Annotated in this window: 14 protein-coding genes and 1 pseudogene; 2 read left to right on the top strand and 13 right to left on the bottom strand. The window is 70.0% G+C overall.

Features of this window, described 5'->3' with window-relative positions; all coding sequences use genetic code 11:
* Positions 1–96: 96 nt before the first annotated feature.
* The 6 genes from ACZ7P3_RS40860 to ACZ7P3_RS40835 form a co-directional block, all read right to left on the bottom strand.
* Positions 97–606, bottom strand: a complete 510-nt coding sequence (locus tag ACZ7P3_RS40860; RefSeq protein ID WP_472089726.1) for an O-acetyl-ADP-ribose deacetylase — start codon at positions 604–606, stop codon at positions 97–99.
* Between the two features lie 56 nt (positions 607–662).
* A complete protein-coding gene (locus ACZ7P3_RS40855) occupies positions 663–2,075 on the bottom strand; it encodes a phytoene desaturase family protein (RefSeq protein ID WP_472089724.1) in 1,413 nt (470 codons plus the stop codon).
* An 88-nt stretch (positions 2,076–2,163) separates the two neighbouring features.
* Positions 2,164–3,009, bottom strand: coding sequence for an inositol monophosphatase family protein (locus ACZ7P3_RS40850; protein WP_472089722.1), 846 nt, complete (start codon positions 3,007–3,009; stop codon positions 2,164–2,166).
* Positions 3,010–3,469: 460 nt separating this feature from the next.
* Complete coding sequence (locus tag ACZ7P3_RS40845) at positions 3,470–5,290, bottom strand: gamma-glutamyltransferase family protein (RefSeq protein ID WP_472089720.1); 1,821 nt, start codon at positions 5,288–5,290, stop codon at positions 3,470–3,472.
* Between the two features lie 526 nt (positions 5,291–5,816).
* Complete coding sequence (locus ACZ7P3_RS40840; RefSeq protein ID WP_472089719.1) at positions 5,817–6,857, bottom strand: MerR family transcriptional regulator; 1,041 nt, start codon at positions 6,855–6,857, stop codon at positions 5,817–5,819.
* Positions 6,851–7,777 carry a HEAT repeat domain-containing protein gene (locus ACZ7P3_RS40835; RefSeq protein ID WP_472089717.1) on the bottom strand — a complete coding sequence of 309 codons (927 nt, stop codon included), beginning with the start codon at positions 7,775–7,777 and terminating at the stop codon, positions 6,851–6,853. Before ACZ7P3_RS40835 ends, ACZ7P3_RS40840 begins: the two co-directional genes overlap by 7 nt.
* A 290-nt stretch (positions 7,778–8,067) precedes the next feature.
* On the opposite strand from ACZ7P3_RS40835, the gene ACZ7P3_RS40830 reads away from it, so the two are divergent.
* Both ACZ7P3_RS40830 and ACZ7P3_RS40825 read left to right on the top strand, forming a co-directional pair.
* Positions 8,068–9,195: an FAD-dependent oxidoreductase gene (locus tag ACZ7P3_RS40830; RefSeq protein ID WP_472089715.1), complete on the top strand. Its 1,128-nt coding sequence runs from the start codon at positions 8,068–8,070 to the stop codon at positions 9,193–9,195.
* Between the two features lie 153 nt (positions 9,196–9,348).
* Positions 9,349–9,876, top strand: a complete 528-nt coding sequence (locus ACZ7P3_RS40825; RefSeq protein ID WP_472089713.1) for a GNAT family N-acetyltransferase — start codon at positions 9,349–9,351, stop codon at positions 9,874–9,876.
* A 100-nt stretch (positions 9,877–9,976) separates the two neighbouring features.
* Here the strand turns inward: ACZ7P3_RS40825 and ACZ7P3_RS40820 are convergent, their stop codons facing one another.
* The 7 genes and pseudogenes from ACZ7P3_RS40820 to ACZ7P3_RS40790 all read right to left on the bottom strand — a co-directional run.
* Positions 9,977–10,369, bottom strand: a complete 393-nt coding sequence (locus ACZ7P3_RS40820; RefSeq protein ID WP_472089711.1) for a hypothetical protein — start codon at positions 10,367–10,369, stop codon at positions 9,977–9,979.
* Positions 10,370–10,519: 150 nt separating this feature from the next.
* Entirely contained in the window at positions 10,520–11,791 is a 1,272-nt protein-coding gene (mycP, locus tag ACZ7P3_RS40815) for a type VII secretion-associated serine protease mycosin (RefSeq protein WP_472089709.1), read from the bottom strand.
* A complete protein-coding gene (locus ACZ7P3_RS40810; RefSeq protein WP_472089707.1) occupies positions 11,788–13,476 on the bottom strand; it encodes a WXG100 family type VII secretion target in 1,689 nt (562 codons plus the stop codon). The genes mycP and ACZ7P3_RS40810 overlap by 4 nt, the downstream gene beginning before the upstream one ends.
* 60 nt (positions 13,477–13,536) lie before the next feature.
* Positions 13,537–14,091, bottom strand: a complete 555-nt coding sequence (locus ACZ7P3_RS40805; protein WP_472089705.1) for a hypothetical protein — start codon at positions 14,089–14,091, stop codon at positions 13,537–13,539.
* Positions 14,092–14,545: 454 nt separating this feature from the next.
* Positions 14,546–14,812, bottom strand: a complete 267-nt coding sequence (locus ACZ7P3_RS40800; protein WP_472089703.1) for a VOC family protein — start codon at positions 14,810–14,812, stop codon at positions 14,546–14,548.
* A 12-nt stretch (positions 14,813–14,824) separates the two neighbouring features.
* Positions 14,825–15,376, bottom strand: a complete 552-nt coding sequence (locus ACZ7P3_RS40795; protein ID WP_472089701.1) for a hypothetical protein — start codon at positions 15,374–15,376, stop codon at positions 14,825–14,827.
* A 439-nt stretch (positions 15,377–15,815) separates the two neighbouring features.
* A pseudogene (locus ACZ7P3_RS40790) lies at positions 15,816–16,374 on the bottom strand (transposase); the annotation flags it as partial.

The raw sequence follows: 16,374 nt of genomic DNA, 5'->3' as shown, positions 1-16,374 counted from the left end.
CCCACACGGCCGTAAGAGACGTACCGTCCCGCGTCGTTGAGCGGTCCGGAGCAGGACCGGAGGTGCCCGACCGCCTGCCGCGTCACGAGCTCCGCGTCAGCCGACCTGCCGGGCGAACGCCTCGTACGCCCGGTCGTCGAAGAGGACGAACCGGACCTCCTCGACCGCCGTGTCCGTGGCCCGCACCGTCTCCACCGCGATCCGGGCGGCGTCCTCCAGCGGCCATCCGTAGATACCGGCGGAGACGGCGGGAAACGCGACCGTACGAGCACCCAGCTCGTCCGCGACCCGCAGTGACTCCCGATAACAGGAGGCCAGCAGCTCCGACCGGTCCTCCTCGCGGCTGAATCGCGGACCCACCGTGTGAATGACCCAGCGGGCGTCCAGATCGCCCGCCGTGGTGGCGACCGCCCGGCCCGTGGGCAGGCCCTTGCCGTAGTGGGAGGCGCGCAGCCGACGGCAGTCCTCCAGGATCGCGGGGCCGCCGCGCCGGTGGATCGCGCCGTCCACTCCTCCGCCGCCGAGCAGGGAGGAGTTGGCCGCGTTGACGATGGCGTCGGCGCTCTGCCGGGTGATGTCGCCCTGCACCAGCTCGATGGTGGTCATGACTGCCTCTCTACCAGCTCAGTACCGGGTGAAGGCGGTGGCAACACGCTGGTGCGTCACGGTTGTTGGCGCAGTCGCCGCCAGACCGCCCTGGCCGCGTTGTGCCCCGACATGCCGTGCACGCCGGGGCCCGGCGGGGTGGCCGAGGAACAGATGAAGACGGCCGGGTGCGGGGTCCGGTACGGGGACAGGGACAGTCTGGGGCGCAGCAGGAGCTGGAGTCCGGAGGCCGCGCCGCAGGCGATGTCGCCGCCGACGTAGTTGGCGTTGTGGGCGGCCATCTGGGCCGGTCCTGCGGTGGCACGGGCCAGGACGCGGTCGCGGAAGCCGGGCGCGAAGCGTTCCAGCTGGCGTTCTATCGCGTCCGTGAGGTCGCCCTGCCAGCCGTTGGGGACGTGGCCGTACGCCCAGAAGACATGTTTGCCCTCGGGGGCGCGGGTGGGGTCGGCCACACTGGGCTGGACGGTGATCAGGAACGGCTTGTCGGGGGCGTGACCCTCGCGGGACGCGGCGCGCAGGGCGGTGTCGATCTCGGCCCGGCTCGCGCCGATCTGCACGGTGCCGGCGACGCGGGCCTCGGGTGCGGTCCAGGGAACCGGGCCGTCCAGTGCGTAGTCGATCTTGAAGACACCGGGTCCGTAGCGGTAGCGGTCGTAGTAGCCGCCGAAGCCGGCGATGCGGGCGAGCGCGGTCGGCGAGGTGTCGAAGACGTACGCCCGCGCGGGCGGCAGGTCGTCCAGCCGCTTGACCTCGTAGTCCGTGTGGACGGCGCCGCCGAGATCCTTGAGGTAGGCGGCGAGCGCGTCGGAGATCGCCTGGGAGCCGCCGCGGGCCACCGGCCAGCCGCGGGCGTGCGCGGCCAGCGCGAAGACCAGGCCGACGGCGCCGGTGGCGAGGCCGCTCAGTGGGGCCATGACATGGGCGACGAGGCCGGAGAAGAGGGCCTTGAACCGCTCGTCGTGGAAGCGGCTCATCAGCCAGGTGGAGGGCGGCAGACCGGCCAGGCCGAAGCGGGCGAGGGTGACCGGGTCGCGGGGCAGCGCGGTCAGGGGCAGGGACATGAAGTCCCGGGCGAGCGTGTCCCAGTGCGGCACGAACGGCTCGACCAGCCTGCGGTAGGCGCCCGCGTCGCGCGGCCCGAACGAGGCGGCCGTCTCGGCGACGGACCGGGACAGTACGGCCGCGGTGCCGTCCGGGAAGGGATGCGCCATGGGCAGGTCGGCGTGCAGCCACTGAAGGCCGTAGCGGTCCAGGGGCAGCGCGCGGAACGCGGGCGAGTTGATGCCGAGAGGGTGGGCGGCCGAGCACGGGTCGTGCCGGAAGCCGGGCAGGGTCAGCTCTTCGGTACGGGCGCCGCCGCCGACGGTGGGCCGCGCCTCGAAGAGGGCGACGGAGAAGCCGCGGCGGGCCAGCTCCACGGCAGCGGTCAGTCCGTTCGGTCCCGCACCCACCACGACCGCATCGAGCATCGACGACACCTTCGGACCCCTTCGTCAGCCGATGGCTAATCAGGATCAGGATATGCCGCAGGACGGACACTCCCCCGGGCCGGGTGCCTCAGGGGGCCGTACGCAGCAGTTCCGCGATCCGGCGGGCGGTGCCGGCGTCGCGGGCGGCGGTGAACGGCAGCACGTTGGAGCCGGTCACGCGGAAGGGTTCGCCGCTGCGGGTCAGGTGGGTGCCGCCCGCCTCTTCGACCAGGAGCAGGCCCGCCGCGTGGTCCCAGGCGGCCTCCCAGGAGAACGCCACGGCATCCAACTCGCCCCGCGCTATGGCGAGATACTCCAGGCCCGCCGAGCCGCAGGGGCGCGGGGCGACGCCTTCGGTCCACAGGGCGCGCAGTGCGCGCTTCTGCTCGTCGGTGGTGAAGTCGGGGTGGGAGGTGGCGACGCGCAGGTCACGGCCGGGTGCGGGCGGGCCCGCGAGCAGCCGCTCGCCGTCGAGGAAGGCGCCCCGGCCGCGGACGGCCGTGGCGAGCTGGTCACGTGCGGGGGCGTAGGTCCAGGAGGCCAGGACGGTGCCCCGGTGGGCGAGCGCCACCAGGGTGCAGAAGCCGTCGTCGCCGTGCACGAACTGCCGGGTGCCGTCGACCGGGTCGATGATCCAGACCGGCGCGTCGCCCTGGATCGCCTCGTACGTGGCCGGGTCGGCGTGCACGGCCTCCTCGCCGACGACCACCGAGCCCGGCAGCAGCGCCCCGAGGACTGCGGTGAGCTGCCGCTCGGCGAGCCGGTCGGCGTCGGTCACCAGGTCGTGCGGTCCGCTCTTCTGGTCCACCTCGTGCGCGGCCAGGCGGCGGAAGCGGGGCAGGATCTCGGCCGCGGCCGCCTTGCGGACCGCTTCCTCGACATCGGCCGAGCAGCGGGTGAGAAACTCGTCGATGGTTTCCGTGTCTTGGATCATGCCTCCCATGAGAACACGCGCCACTGACAATCCCCGCCCCACTGGTGGACGCAAGGTGGAATCGGGATGAAGAACGGGTGCGGGCGGATTCGGCGGGCGAGGGCCGGCCGCAGGCGCGCACACCCGCCCGCCACCAGGCCGGCGCCCACCTGTCAGTCACCACGTACACGCGTATCCGCCCGTCACCGGGCCCACGGACACCCGTCCACCGCCGGAGCCGCGCACACCCGCCCACCACGGGGCCGCGCACATCCATCCACCACCGGGGCCGCGCACACGTATCCACCGCCGGAGCCGCGCACACCCACCCACCACGGGGCCGCGCACATCCATCCACCACCGGGGCCGCGCACACCCGTCCACCACCGGGCCCACGGACACCCGCCCCCCGGCGCCCCACGCACACCGCCCACCACCGCACCGCCCCCGGACGCCTCCGTCATCCGTCGGCGCCGCGCCCTCAGCGGCCCACCGCGTAGCCCTGCATTCCCCGCGGGTTTGCGGCCGCCGACAGGATCCCGGACTCCGGGTCGCGGGCCACCGCGCACAGGCGGCCCTCCGACCAGCCCGGGCCGACCGTGACGTCATGGCCGCGCCGGCGCAGCTCCTCGACCACGCCGGCGTCCATCCGGGACTCCACCGTCACGCTGCCGGGGCGGTGCCCGCGCGGGTAGAAGGAGCTGGGAAATCCGTCGTTGTGCCAGTTCGGGGCGTCGATGGCGCCCTGGAGGTCGAGACCGCCGCGGACCGGGGTGCGCAGGGCGGCGGCGAGGAAGAAGTGCAGCTGCCACTGGTCCTGCTGGTCGCCGCCGGGCGTGCCGAAGGCCAGGACCGGGACGCCGTCGCGCAGCGCGAGGGACGGGGTGAGGGTGGTACGGGGGCGGCGGCCCGGGGTGAGGGTGTTCGGCAGCCCCTCCTCCAGCCAGGCCATCTGCAGCCGGGTGCCGAGCGGGAAGCCCAGCTCGGGCACGACGGGGTTGGACTGGAGCCAGCCACCGCTGGGGGTGGCCGCGATCATGTTGCCCCAGCGGTCGACGACGTCCAGGTGGCAGGTGTCGCCGCGGGTACTGCCGTCGGCGCCCGCCCGGGGCTCGCCGGGCAGCTTCGCGACGGTCGGCTCGCCCACGCCCAGGGGATCGAAGCCGCGGTCGTCGCCGCTGTGCACGCGCACGTGCGCCGGTACGGCAAGGCGCGGGGTACGTCCGCCGGGGCTGCCGGGGCGCAGCTCGTAGGAGGCCTTGGCGCCGACGAGGGGCCGCCGGCCGGCGTTGTAGCCGTCCGACAGCAGCTCGGCGAGCGGCACGTCGGCGGCGTCCCCGTACCAGGCCTCGCGGTCGGCCATGGCGAGCTTGCAGCCCTCGACGAGCAGATGGACGTAGTCGGCCGAACCGTGGGCGGGCAGCTCGGGCGGGAGCAGCGCGAGCTGCTGCAGGAAGACGGGGCCCTGGCTCCAGGGGCCCGTCTTGCACACCGTCCAGCCGTTCCAGTCGTACGTCACCGGCGCCTCGTAGGCCGCCGTCCAGCCGGCGAGGTCGGCCTCGGTGAGGGTGCCGGTGTGCCGTTCACCGCTGGTGTCCAGGGTGGGCCGCCGGGACTGCCGGACCAGGGCTTCGGCGATGAAGCCGGAGCGCCACACCTCGCGCGCGGCGTCGATCCGGACCTCGCGGTCGCCGGCCCGGGCAGTTTCGGCCAGCAGCCGCTTCCAGGTGGCGGCGAGGGCGGGGTTGCGCAGCAGCACGCCGGGCCGGGGCGACCTGCCGCCCGCGAGGTACACCTGCGCCGAGGAGGTCCACTCGCTCTCGAACAGCTCCCGGACGCTCTCCACGGTCGCGCCGACGTTCTCCACGGGCGCGTGTCCGTGCTCGGCGTACCCGATGGCGTACTTCAGGACGTCGTCGAGGGACTTGGTTCCGTGGTCGCGCAGGAGCAGCAGCCAGGCGTCGAAGGCACCGGGCACGGCGGCGGCGAGCGGTCCCGTACCGGGTACGAGATCCAGACCGAGTCCCCTGTAGTGCGTGACCGTGGCGCCCGCCGGGGCCACTCCCTGTCCGCACAGCACGCGTACCTCACCGCCGGCCGGGGCGAGCAGGATCGGCACCTCGCCGGCCGGCCCGTTCAGGTGCGGCTCCACCACGTGCAGCACGAAGGCGCCCGCCACGGCCGCGTCGTAGGCGTTGCCGCCGTTCTCCAGGACCGCCATCGCCGACTGGGAGGCCAGCCAGTGTGTGGAGGACACCATGCCGAAGGATCCTTGAAGCGTGGGCCGGGTGGTGAACTGCATCTCTCACCTCGCTGATTGCCCGCAACGGCCGGTCCGGTGAGCGCTCAGGACACGCCTCGGCGGAGGATCCGGGGAGTCAGGGGTTCGTGGCATGTGCGGAGGCCGCCGGGCACCGACTCCGCATGACGCGTCATCGAAATCATGTCACGGAGTGCGGAGTTGGGAGAATACGCAGGTGGTTCAGGTGGGGCGGGTTTTCCTGCATCAGGGTGGGGGCTCCGAGGCGGCCGGAGCACCGAACGGGCGTCACGGTCTTGGGCGTTCCTCCACTGCGACGTACTGACGCACTGACGCGCTGCGGCAGCCGATCCGACGGGTGCGGGGAAGCGTCCGGCTCGCGGACTCCTTACGGACCTGGCGACCGTCATGCACCCCGCCCGCAAAGGCAAGCTGGAGCCCTTCATCCCCGCTGCCCCGGACACGCCCGCTCTGGGGCGCCGCGTCGCCTCGGTCGCGTGTCTGGGGGGACGGCGCGGCGCCTCGATCGCGTGCCTTCAGGACGGCGCGGCGCCTTGGTCGCGTGTCATCAGGACATCGCGTCGCCTCGGTCCTCGGGGGACCTCCTCTTGTCGAGAACTCCGACGAAGGCCGAGGCAACGAGGGCGACAGCACGGTCGTCGTCGTGGGCCAGTCGGCGCAGGACCTCCTGCGCCGTGTTCCCCGACAGCTCCACCAGGGCCTGGGCCAGACGTATCCGCGTCGCGGAGTCCGTTGTGGGCGCCGCGAGTTCGTCGACCAGTGCGGTCATGATCAGGTCAGCGCACCCGGGATCCTGGGACAGCGTGCCCAGGACCTCCGCCGCGTCGACGTCGTTGGAGCCCCCGACCACCATGCCGACCAGTGTCGGCACCGCCGCGGTCACGCCACGCCTGCCCAACGCCAGAGCGGCGTGCCCGCGCACGGTCGTGTCCGGGTCCCCGAGCGCGTCCGCAAGCACCGCGGTGGCCCCCGGGGCTTCGGACATCTCGGCGACCGCCAGCACCGCGCGCCGCCGGATGCCGACGTCCTCCGAGTGCACGCCGGCGGCCAGTGTCGCCATGCCGTCGCCGCGCGATCGGGCGAGCGCCCAGCGCAGGGCGCCCGCGACGTTGGGGTCGGATTCGGCCAGGACCGCCCCGGCCAGCAGCTCGGCGGGAACCGGAACGCCCTCCGGCCCGGCCAGGACAGCCTGCTTCCTGCGCGCGGGGCTGGTCGAGTCGAGTCCCTGCATGAGTTCGACGATGTGCAGGACGTCCCGCCAGCCGGTGGGCGCCGACGCGTCGATCGCGCGGAGTCGCCCGAGCAACTCCCGTTCCCGCTCCAAGCGGTCTTCCACCAACCTGATGAGGTCACCGACCAGGGCGGACGGTGTGAAGGCCGGGTCCTCCAGCGCGCGCCCGATCTGCTTGAGCGAGAGCCCGAGGGACCGCAGGCTCTCCACGTGGAAGATCCTGCGGACGTCTTCGGCGGAGTACTCGCGGTAGCCGCCGACGGTGCGACCGGTCGGTCGCACCAGCCCAAGGGCGTCGTAGTGCCGGAGCATCCGGGGGCTCACCCCCGAGTGGCGGGCCACTTCGCCGATCAGCACTCCGCGACCTCTACGGCTTCCGCGGCCTCCGCGACTTCTGCGGCCTTCGCGGCCTTGGCCATCTCCGTGGGCTCGGCGGTCTCTGCGGCGTCGGCAGTCTCCGCGACGTCGGAGTTCTCCGCGGCGTCAGCAGTCGCCGCGACGTCGGCGGTCTCCGTGGGCTCGGCGACTCCCGACGCAAGCGCGACAGAGGCAGCGACTCGATCGGGAGCGACTCGATCGGGAGCGACTCGATCGGCGGCGACTCGTTCGGGGCCGAGTGTGAGGACTCTCTTCGCCTCGTCGACGGCCGCGTCGAATCCGGTCTCCGGGTTCTGCCGGAGCAGCTCGGTGGCACGGGCGTGCGCGCCCACGATCGGGTCAGGGTCCGCTGCGGCCTTCTCCAGGGCGGGCCTGGTCACGTCGCCGAGGTCGACGAGGGCCCGGCTCAGGCTCAGCTGCACATGGCGGTCACCGCGGCCGAGTTGCCCGACCAGTTCGCCGACCAGGTCCTGCTTCTCGTCCTCGGGCACGAGGACGACCGCGGCGCGCCACGCGGTCCGCGCGACCTCGTCGTCGGCGTCGCGCAGCATGTCGCGCGTGATCCAGGCCCACGCGCTCTTGTCGCCGATCTTGGAAAGCATGTGCAACGCCTGGCTGCGGGCCTGAGCCCGCTCGGAGTCGAGTTCCCGGCGAATCCGGGGCAGGGTGATCTCCGACGACAGGCGGGTCAGCGCCCAGGACAGCATGTCGCGCACGAAGAAGTCCGGCTCGACCGCGCACCGCTCGACGAGCGTCTCCAGGAAGTCGGGGTGGGGGTCGGAGCCGACCGCCAGGGCCGCCTGAAGCCGGACCGACGAGTCCTCGGCCCGCAGGGCGTCGGCCACATGAATGTTGTGCGGGGTTCCGTTTGTCGTGTTGATCGGGACCACCTCCGGCACCCAGGGCACACCTTATCAACGTGTCATGGTCAAGCCCCTGACCGGCGATTCGGCATGACCGCAAGGAGGAAGCCTCCATCGGCGCCCGGACCGTCATCCGCAAGGTCGTCATGTGGAACCAGGGGCTCATGGGGCGTTCGGGGCTTCAACGAGCAAATATCAGTGGCCCCTTCACCTACCCGGTCGCTAGCCTCACCACCTGACGAGCCACAGGTCCCAGCCCTCCCCAGAGCCGGCCAGGACGCGCCTGCCCGCTCCCGTACCCCCCTTCCTCCGATCGGAGCACCACCATGTCTTCCACCCCCCGTATCGCGATCGTCGGCGGGGGCCTTGGTGGCCTCGTCTGCGCCCGCACGCTTCAGCAGCACGGCATACCCGTCACCGTCTTCGAGCGCGATGCCACCCCCGACTCCCGGCCGCAGGGCGGCACCCTCGACATCCGTGAGGACACCGGCCAGGTGGGCCTGCGCGCCGCCGGACTCTTCGACCAGTTCCTCGCGCTCTCCCGGCCCGAGGGCCAGGAACTGCGCCTCATGGACCGGTCGGCCACCCTGCTGCACCACCACAGGCCCGAGCCCGGCGAGACCGGTGCCCCGGAAATCGACCGAGGGCACTTGCGCACCCTCCTGCTCGACTCCCTGGCCCCGGGCACCGTGCGCTGGGACCACCCGGTCGAGAAGGCCGTACCGCTGCCCGACGGCAGCGTCCGTCTGGAGCTCACACGAGGCACCGCCGGAGAATTCGACCTGGTCGTCGGCGCGGACGGCGCCTGGTCGCAGGTGCGTACCGCGCTCTCGGACGCCCAACCGGCCTGCACCGGCGTCACCTTCGTCGAGGTCCACTTCACCGACGTCGACCGACGCTTCCCCGCCATCGCCGAACGGGTCGGCCAGGGCACCATGTGGGCCAAGGCCGGGCGCCTGAGCCTGATGGCCCAGCGCAACGCAGACGCCCACGTCCGCGTCTACATCGCCGTCCACGGGGCGCTCGACTGGCACGCGGGCATCGACCTGGCCGACACCGAAGCCGTGCGCGCCCGCTTGCTGGGCATGTACGAGGGCTTCGACGAGGGCCTGCTCGACCTGATCCGCCACAACGACGGCACGTTCATCGACCGGCCCGTGTTCGTCCTGCCGGTGCCGCACACCTGGAACCGCGTCCCCGGCATCACCCTGCTCGGCGACGCCGCCCATCTGATGCCGCCCGTCGGCGTCGGCGCCAACCTCGCCATGCTCGACGGCGCCGAACTCGCCCGGGCGGTCGTCGACCGGCCCGGCATCGAGGACGCTGTCGCCGCGTACGAGAACGTCATGCTGCCCCGCTCCATCGAGCAGGCCACCATCACCGCGGAGATCCTCGCGGCCATGATGCCGGACACCGACTCCACCGATCCGGGCTTCCCCGACATGCTCGGCTAGGGCGGCATGTGCGACGACGCCGACGATGTCCATGACGGCGGCGGTGCCGGTGCAGGGCCGTGACGACGTGGTCGCCGTCCCCCACCCTCGTCGAACACCGCCCGGGAATAGGCTGGCCGGTCCCATCCGACGCGCCGCGACGAGGATCAGTCCATGCACGACAGCACCAGGATCCGCCTGATAGAGCCCACCGATGCCGCCCCGATCGCCGCGCATCGGGCGCGGGACTTCGAGGCTTTCCGGCCGTGGGAACCGGCCCAGCCGGCCGGCTTCTTCACCCCGGAGGGCCAGGCGGAGCGGATCGACAGCTTGCTGGCCGGATACCGGGCCGGCACGGCCTGGCCGGGCGTGGTACTCGCCGACGACCGGGTGATCGGGCAGGTCACCATCGGAGGCATCCTGCCGCAGCCGCACCTTCGCCGCGGTTCCGTCGGCTACTGGATCGCCGTCGTCGCCCAGAATCAAGGGCACGCCGGGCGCGCCGTCGGGCTTGCACTTCAGGTGATGACGGAGGAACTCGGGTTGCACCGCGCTGAGGCGTCCACCCATCTGGAGAATCTGCCGTCGCAACGGGTGCTGCGGCGCAACGGGTTCAGCCCGTACGGCGTCGCGCACTCCTCGATCTTTCTCGACGGAAGCTGGCGGGACGGGCTGCTGTGGGAGCGGGTCCTGGGCGACTGACCGATCCTTTCACAACGCGTTTCGCAGACGTCACGCTCAACACGTGGTCACGACCGGCCGTCGTGCCGGTGGGGCCAGGTTCAAGCACTCGCCCGCGAGTTCACGAAGACGATCCCGCGGAGGAATGTGGGTTCTGATGTGCGTTCTGATTCGGCGAACCGGCGATACGGTAGAGGAGTTTCGCGTACAGCGATGTGATCGCGGCAGCGACCGTCGGAACGATCGCCAGGGCAAGTACGCCAAGAAGCACGGGCCACCGGCGCATGCCGCTGTCACAGGGGCCGTCATCCTGATTGGCATGGAACATCGGCGCACGGCAATCGACTCCACCGGAGTGGTATCCGAAAACGAGTAGGTAGAGAAACCAGATCCACACGCCAATCGCCATGAGCATCCAAAGGATTGACCACTTTTCCATTCGGTCGGCGTCCCGCAGCGACTGCTCGTCAGGTGCATTACCGGATGGCGATGGCGCCTGGATGCGCTTGTTCATGACCGTCTCTCTCCTTACCCACCGACACGGTCCCGCTGGCCTGCATCCCCTGCCGCCTAGTCAGTGCGGCGGAACTTCTTTGTTTCGCGGGGAACGAAGTCGTTGTGTCATCACTGAGCTCCCGCCATGCCGCGGGCCTGTGCATTGCCGTTATCGGCCGATGTGTCCATCCGGTGCCACGTGAGCCTGGGCCACCGTCGCCGCACGTCGGCGCCTGCGTACCGCCCCAGCAGCCACAGCCCCACCCGCAACGACGACAACTCCCGCACCCCCGAGAATCCATGGCTGCGCAGAGCCGCCGCCCGAGGATGCGGATGCTGCAGGCGATGGGCTGCTGCCGTCCTTCGCGGAGGCCGTGGCCGACCCGTCAGGGGTCTTGGAGGCCGCTTGCTTGAAGTCGGGCAGCGGGTAGACGCCGGCCGGGCCGGGGTCGCCGGGGTCGGTCAACGCGACGCGGGGGCGGACGGCGCCGTAGCCGAGGTAGTCGGTACGCTCCTTGCCGCTCGTCGGTTTGCTCGCGGTGTTGAGCATGACCCGCAGGACCTGGTTGTTGGTCCAGTTCGGGTGCTTGGACCAGATCAGGGCGGCGGAGGCGGAGGCGATGGCGGTGGCGTCGCTGGTGCCGTGCGTCTTGCACAGTTCCGTGCCGCCGAGGCACGCGGCGACCATGTCCTCGCCGGGCGCGGCCAGATCGACCTGGGGGCCGTGCTCGGACTCCTTCGTCGCCTTAACGCTTTTGTCGATCGCTCCGACGCCCACCGCACCAGGTGTGGCCGCTGGGTACTCCACCCGGTTGAGCGCAGCGCCGTCATTGCCCACACCAGCGAAGATCAGCTTGCCCTTGGAAAGCGCGTAGGCGACAGCATCACTCAGTTCCTGGGAGTGTGCGGTACTCGCCTGCGAGATGTTGATGACCTGGGCATCCGAATCGGCCGCGAACCGGATGGCCTTGGCCATGTATGTGGGGTAGTCATCCGGATTGCCATCGGCGCGGCTTTGCTCGATGAAGTCCGGGATACGGATCGGCATGATCTTCGCTGCCGGGGCCAGGCCGTAGGAGCCGTTGGCGGGGCCACGGGCGCCCGTGCCGGCGATCAGGACGGCCATACCGGTGCCGTGGCCGTCGTAGTCACTGCGTTCGTTCCCGGGATGCCTGGAATAGTTCTTGCCAGGCACGACCTGGCCACGCAGGTCGGGAATGTCGGCCTGGACACCGGTGTCGATCACCGCGACCGTGATGCCCTTGCCCGTGCTGGTCTTCCACATCTCATCGGCGTGCATGGCATCGAGGTGCCACTGCCGCTCACGGACGGTGTCAGCGTGCGCGGGTGTGACGGCGATGCCCGCCAACAGGACCCCGACGGTTGCGGATACGGCCCGAGCGCGCCATCTGGCGTGCTCGCCACGGTTGAGCGTGATCATGCTTCTCGTCCTATGTCTCCATCAGGCCCTTTGGGCACGGAAGGCGGGACCGGTGAGTTGTTCCTGTCCTCTGCTTGGAGATCCTTGTCCTCCGCCTGGTCGGTCTCGCGGCTGCCCGAGTGCTTGTCGCGAGCGGAGCGGTCATCGCGGTTCGGGGCAGGATCCGAGGAACCACGAGGTGGTCCACCACGGCGCGGCAGCGGCTCCTCTGCGGCTGCTTCGCTTGCGGGCCGTAGGCCTCGCGAAGTGGTCCCTGCCCGTCCACGGTCGCGAGCTGGTCTGGGCTGTCCCCCTACGATGCCGTTGGAGGTGCCAGGCATGCGCCCCCTCGGTGCGCCCTCACGGTTCACGGCGGAGTTGTCGCCGCGGGATGACGTCTTCCTGGCAGTAGGGCTTCCGGACACCGCACCACGGCCCCTTGGAGGCTGTTGCTGGTTCGGAGCGCCACCAACGACATTGCCGCGCGGAATCGCACCAGCAGGCCGTCCTGGCGATGGTGAGACCGGGCGGCCGCCCGTGATGCCGTTGGCGCCTCGGGCGGGAGCAGGGCTGAGCGACCCGCGCTGAGGGGCGGGCTCACTCCCGGTCACGCTGGGACCGAACGGCCCGCTTCCCGGAATGCGCGGGCTCCCTGAGGTGCCGGGTCCCGATGGTGTGGGCAAGGAGTCCCGGCCTCTGTACACGGGACGCTCACCGCCTTCCCGGACACCCGGTGGCCGCGTTGTTCCAGCTCCGAACACGGGTGGCAGCACGCCTGTCGTCGACGGCGTCCCTACGTCCGGCCCGCTTGGCCCAGCCGACGGCACCGAGTGAGTGGAAGGCGCCGTCGGCGCGGGCGGAAGGGTTCCTGCGCTGTCGATCGCCGTGTGCGGTACATCAATGCGAGCGTTCGGCGGCACATGATGGGGGCCATCGGCCGGGTCCTTCAGACGATGCGACGTGGACGGCTGAGACACCGAACCGGTCCCGCCGGAACGGGAACCGGCGTTGCCGTCGTACGTGTTCGACTTCATCCGCGTGTCCGTCCCCGGACCTGCGCTTCCCTGTGTGGTCGGGGCGGAGACGTGCGTTCCGCCATCGATCTTGGGCGGCACGAACCGTTCCGGCAGCTCCGGGAACTTCGGTGCCTCCAGCGCGCTGATCTGCTCCGTCGACGCCGTGTACGACTGGGCGAGCTTCATCATCAGCCCGCCGGCCTCGCCACGGGTGTTGGCGTACTGGGTCTTGGCCTTCGTCACCGCGGAGTCCGACGGACTGCCGTCGTGGCTGCCGACATCCGTCGCCTTCGCCGCATGCGCATCAAGCACCGAACGCGCGCTGACACTCTGGTTCTTCAACATCTCAAGCTGCGGCTTGACCTCGTGCAGCGTGTCCGCCGCGTGACCCAGCCACTTGCCCGCGCTCTCGCTGTAGTCGCCCAACTTCACTGTGGTGAGCGCCGCTTGATGGCACCAGGTCCGGAACGCCTTGCCGCCCTCACCCTCCCACTCGACCGCCATGCTGTGGGTCCGCAGATCGCCGCCGATCTCCTTGATCGTCTTGGCGGCCTCCGTCAGAAGCTCACCGAGAGCACTGACCGTCGGCCCGTCGCCCGGCTCGACCATGGCCCACAACTGTTCGGGGTCCTGGAGCAGAAACCGCTCCTGCCTGACCGTCTCCCACATGCGGCCGGCAAAGTCAGACATGGACCCCCGCCACCTTTCCTGTCAAGACCATCCCGTCGCGCAGTCTCCTCACCACGGACATCACAGACCACCTGCCTGCGAGTCCGACGTGGAGCCGTGTCCGCCATGCCCGGACGCATCCGCCCCGCCGTGAGCGTGTCCCTTTGCTTTCGGCCGGGCCTCATCGGCAGCCAGCTTGTCGGCCTCGACACGGATGCGGTGCAGGCGATCGCGAACGTCGGCGTCGAGATGGTGATAGTCGCTCTTCGACGCGTCGACCGTCACCATCAGCCCCTCGATCTGCAGCGCCAGCATTTTGGACAGGTGTTCAAGCTGGGAGTGCACCTGGGTGTAGGCACCGTGGAGCGCGTCAGCTTCGTCGAAATTGCCCAACCGTCCCGTCGGCAGGGAGCCGTCCGCAATCCTGTGCGGAGCAGCCTTCGACTTCTCCAGTCGAGTCAGAAGGTCATTCACCCTGTTCTTGAAGGCAGTCAGAGTCTCGGCCTCGACCCGCAGTTCCCGGGCCATGGCAGCACCGATCCCTGCGATCGGCCCGATGCCGGACGCGGCCAGTGCGCCGGCCGCTGATTCCATCGCAGCCGCAGCTGCCTGCGGATCCCCCGTGTTGTCGCCCATCGAGTCCTCCCCCCGTACAGTCAGCCCCTCAACAAACCCTGGGCCACTCGCTCGCCTTGCCCCTCCCCTGCCACCTCCATCCGTAACAGAAGCAGCCCAGGCACGATAGCCATGATCACCCCTGGTCACGAAACCTTGACGCCGCGCCCAGAACACGGCTGACCGGAAAGTGACCATGCCCCACGTCACAGCCACGTCGGTGCCGTTGGGCATGTCCTTGATGCACCCAGGAACGGGGCAGGGGCGCTGTCCGCCGTCGGACACAGGGGTGTGTCGCGAATGGCCGGTACGGCACGGCATCAGCCTTGACGTCAGAAGGAGCTCCGCTACCCCGCTGGATCCGTTCGACGCGCACGCCGCAGCCTGCCCCAGCCCGAAGCCCCCGCCCCGGAGAGATCCGGCCGGCGGGGGCTTCGAGGTGTAATCAGTTAGTGAGACGTACCAGGATCGGCGCCTACAGATCCTCCGGCGGCCGGACGTAGAACTCGTTCCCCTCGGGATCAGCCATCAGAGCCCATCCACCTTCGTCCCACTCCAGCACCCGGCCCCCCATAGCGGTCAGCGTCTCGGCCAGTTCCTGGACTGTTCCGACGAGTGGACTAGTGACCGGCCGCATGGACGACACCGGTCCCTGGGAGATCGTCATGCCGTCCATTCCGGGAACGAGACTCCAGAAACGACGGATGTGTTCCAGATCAACGGCCTCGAACGCGAACTCCATGGGGCTCCTTCGTCAGCAGTCCACGTAAGTGTTGTGCGAGTCCGCGATACCGGGTTCGCTGAAGCGTCCGTGGTACTCGACCTGAAGCGTCGCCTGCGTGTTGTACGTTTCCTTGTGGCCATCATGCACGCACTTGAGCGGCTTCGTCGTCACACGGCCGCTGCACTTCGTCCACCCGCTGTCCTTGTGCTTCACCGCGTGCCAGTGCCCGTCATAGGCTTCGAGCCGCTGAAGATCGACCTGGGCCCGGCACTTGTCGGGCGCCGGAGTCGAGCAACCCGTGTAGTGCCCCTGGGCGATCAGTCCCCCGTTGTGAGTGAGCTGGAACGGCTTCTCGCCCTGAAACGTGCACCACACGTACACACCAGGATTCTTCACGGTGACCTTGCCCGTACTCCCGACCGGAGCCGGCACAGCCGACGCCGTGGTGGCCGACAGCAGCAGGGCCCCCGCCGCGAGAAGCGGGGCGACAAAACGTGCCTTCACTTTCCCCCTCAGTGAAATCGAACGCGTGTCGTGCCGCCGTCGTTCCTCGGGGGTTCGCTGGTGCCGCACAAGATCCATGGCGCGATCTTTTCCTTGTTTGTCCGGTTTTGGGACACGTGATCTTCTACGTCAATCCGCCCAAGCCACCATCGCCGAAGGACCCGGGACAGGCCGGATCCATCGATGCTGCTTCTCGGTATTTGCTGGGCCGATGCGGACTTCCACGGCGGCAGGCAGCGCCACCGCCCCAGTTCCCGCAAGGACCTGTGCGAGAGGCCACTTGGACAGGGAAAACGCAACTTCGACATGGCCCGCAGAGGCAGCTGCATTCAGCTGGTCTTCGGCGGTCGCCCACGGTCGCGCGGGGGTTCCTTCAGGCTGAGCGCCCGCGACGGGACGAGTTCGTCACGCCCCACGAATCCTCACCCCCATGCGTAAGCCACCGAACCGGGTCCAGGTCACGTCCACTGGAGTGGTGTATCGACGGCCACTCGGTGATCTCGTCTTCGAGGCTATGCGGTGAGTTCGGTGGGCAGGTCGGTGTCGTCTGTTTCTGACTCGATCGGGTGGGGCGGGCCTTGGCCAGTAGGTCGAGTCCCATGTGGCGGCGGGCCTGGGTCCACTCGTCGTTCTGCTCGGCCAGGACGGCACCGACGAGGCGGATCAGGGCCGTGCGGTCGGGGAAGATGCCGACCACGTCGGTGCGGCGACGGACCTCCTTGTTGAGCCGTTCCTGCGGGTTGTTGGACCAGATCTGCCGCCAGATCTCGCGCGGGAACGCGGTGAAGGCCAGCACATCGTGCTGGGCGGCATCGAGGTGGCTCGCAGCCTTGGGGAATCTGGCTTCCAGAGCGTCCAGGACACGCCTCATCTGGGCCTTCACGGCGTCGGCGTCGGGCTGTTCGAAGACGGTCCGCAGGAGCGTGGCCACCCACGGCTGGGCGGATTTGGGGACCTGGGAGAGCAGGTTGCGGGCGTAGTGAAGCCGTAAAGAATCAAGGTGCTGCTTTACAAGGGTGGGCTCGTTGTCAGGGTATGGCGGTTCCGAAGGAGATCTTTTTCCAACTCCAGTGCAG

The organism is Streptomyces sp. NPDC107581, assembly GCF_055657175.1.
Note: the sequence above shows the minus strand (reverse complement) of the source record. Positions and strands in the feature narration are given on the sequence as shown.

Coding starts and splice junctions, on each gene's coding strand:
- ACZ7P3_RS40860 (WP_472089726.1), bottom strand. CDS start 606: ATGACCACCATCGAGCTGGTGCAGGGCGACATCACCCGGCAGAGCGCC.
- ACZ7P3_RS40855 (WP_472089724.1), bottom strand. CDS start 2,075: ATGCTCGATGCGGTCGTGGTGGGTGCGGGACCGAACGGACTGACCGCT.
- ACZ7P3_RS40850 (WP_472089722.1), bottom strand. CDS start 3,009: ATGATCCAAGACACGGAAACCATCGACGAGTTTCTCACCCGCTGCTCG.
- ACZ7P3_RS40845 (WP_472089720.1), bottom strand. CDS start 5,290: ATGCAGTTCACCACCCGGCCCACGCTTCAAGGATCCTTCGGCATGGTG.
- ACZ7P3_RS40830 (WP_472089715.1), top strand. CDS start 8,068: ATGTCTTCCACCCCCCGTATCGCGATCGTCGGCGGGGGCCTTGGTGGC.
- ACZ7P3_RS40825 (WP_472089713.1), top strand. CDS start 9,349: ATGCACGACAGCACCAGGATCCGCCTGATAGAGCCCACCGATGCCGCC.
- ACZ7P3_RS40820 (WP_472089711.1), bottom strand. CDS start 10,369: ATGAACAAGCGCATCCAGGCGCCATCGCCATCCGGTAATGCACCTGAC.
- mycP (WP_472089709.1), bottom strand. CDS start 11,791: ATGATCACGCTCAACCGTGGCGAGCACGCCAGATGGCGCGCTCGGGCC.
- ACZ7P3_RS40810 (WP_472089707.1), bottom strand. CDS start 13,476: ATGTCTGACTTTGCCGGCCGCATGTGGGAGACGGTCAGGCAGGAGCGG.
- ACZ7P3_RS40805 (WP_472089705.1), bottom strand. CDS start 14,091: ATGGGCGACAACACGGGGGATCCGCAGGCAGCTGCGGCTGCGATGGAA.
- ACZ7P3_RS40800 (WP_472089703.1), bottom strand. CDS start 14,812: ATGGAGTTCGCGTTCGAGGCCGTTGATCTGGAACACATCCGTCGTTTC.
- ACZ7P3_RS40795 (WP_472089701.1), bottom strand. CDS start 15,376: ATGGATCTTGTGCGGCACCAGCGAACCCCCGAGGAACGACGGCGGCAC.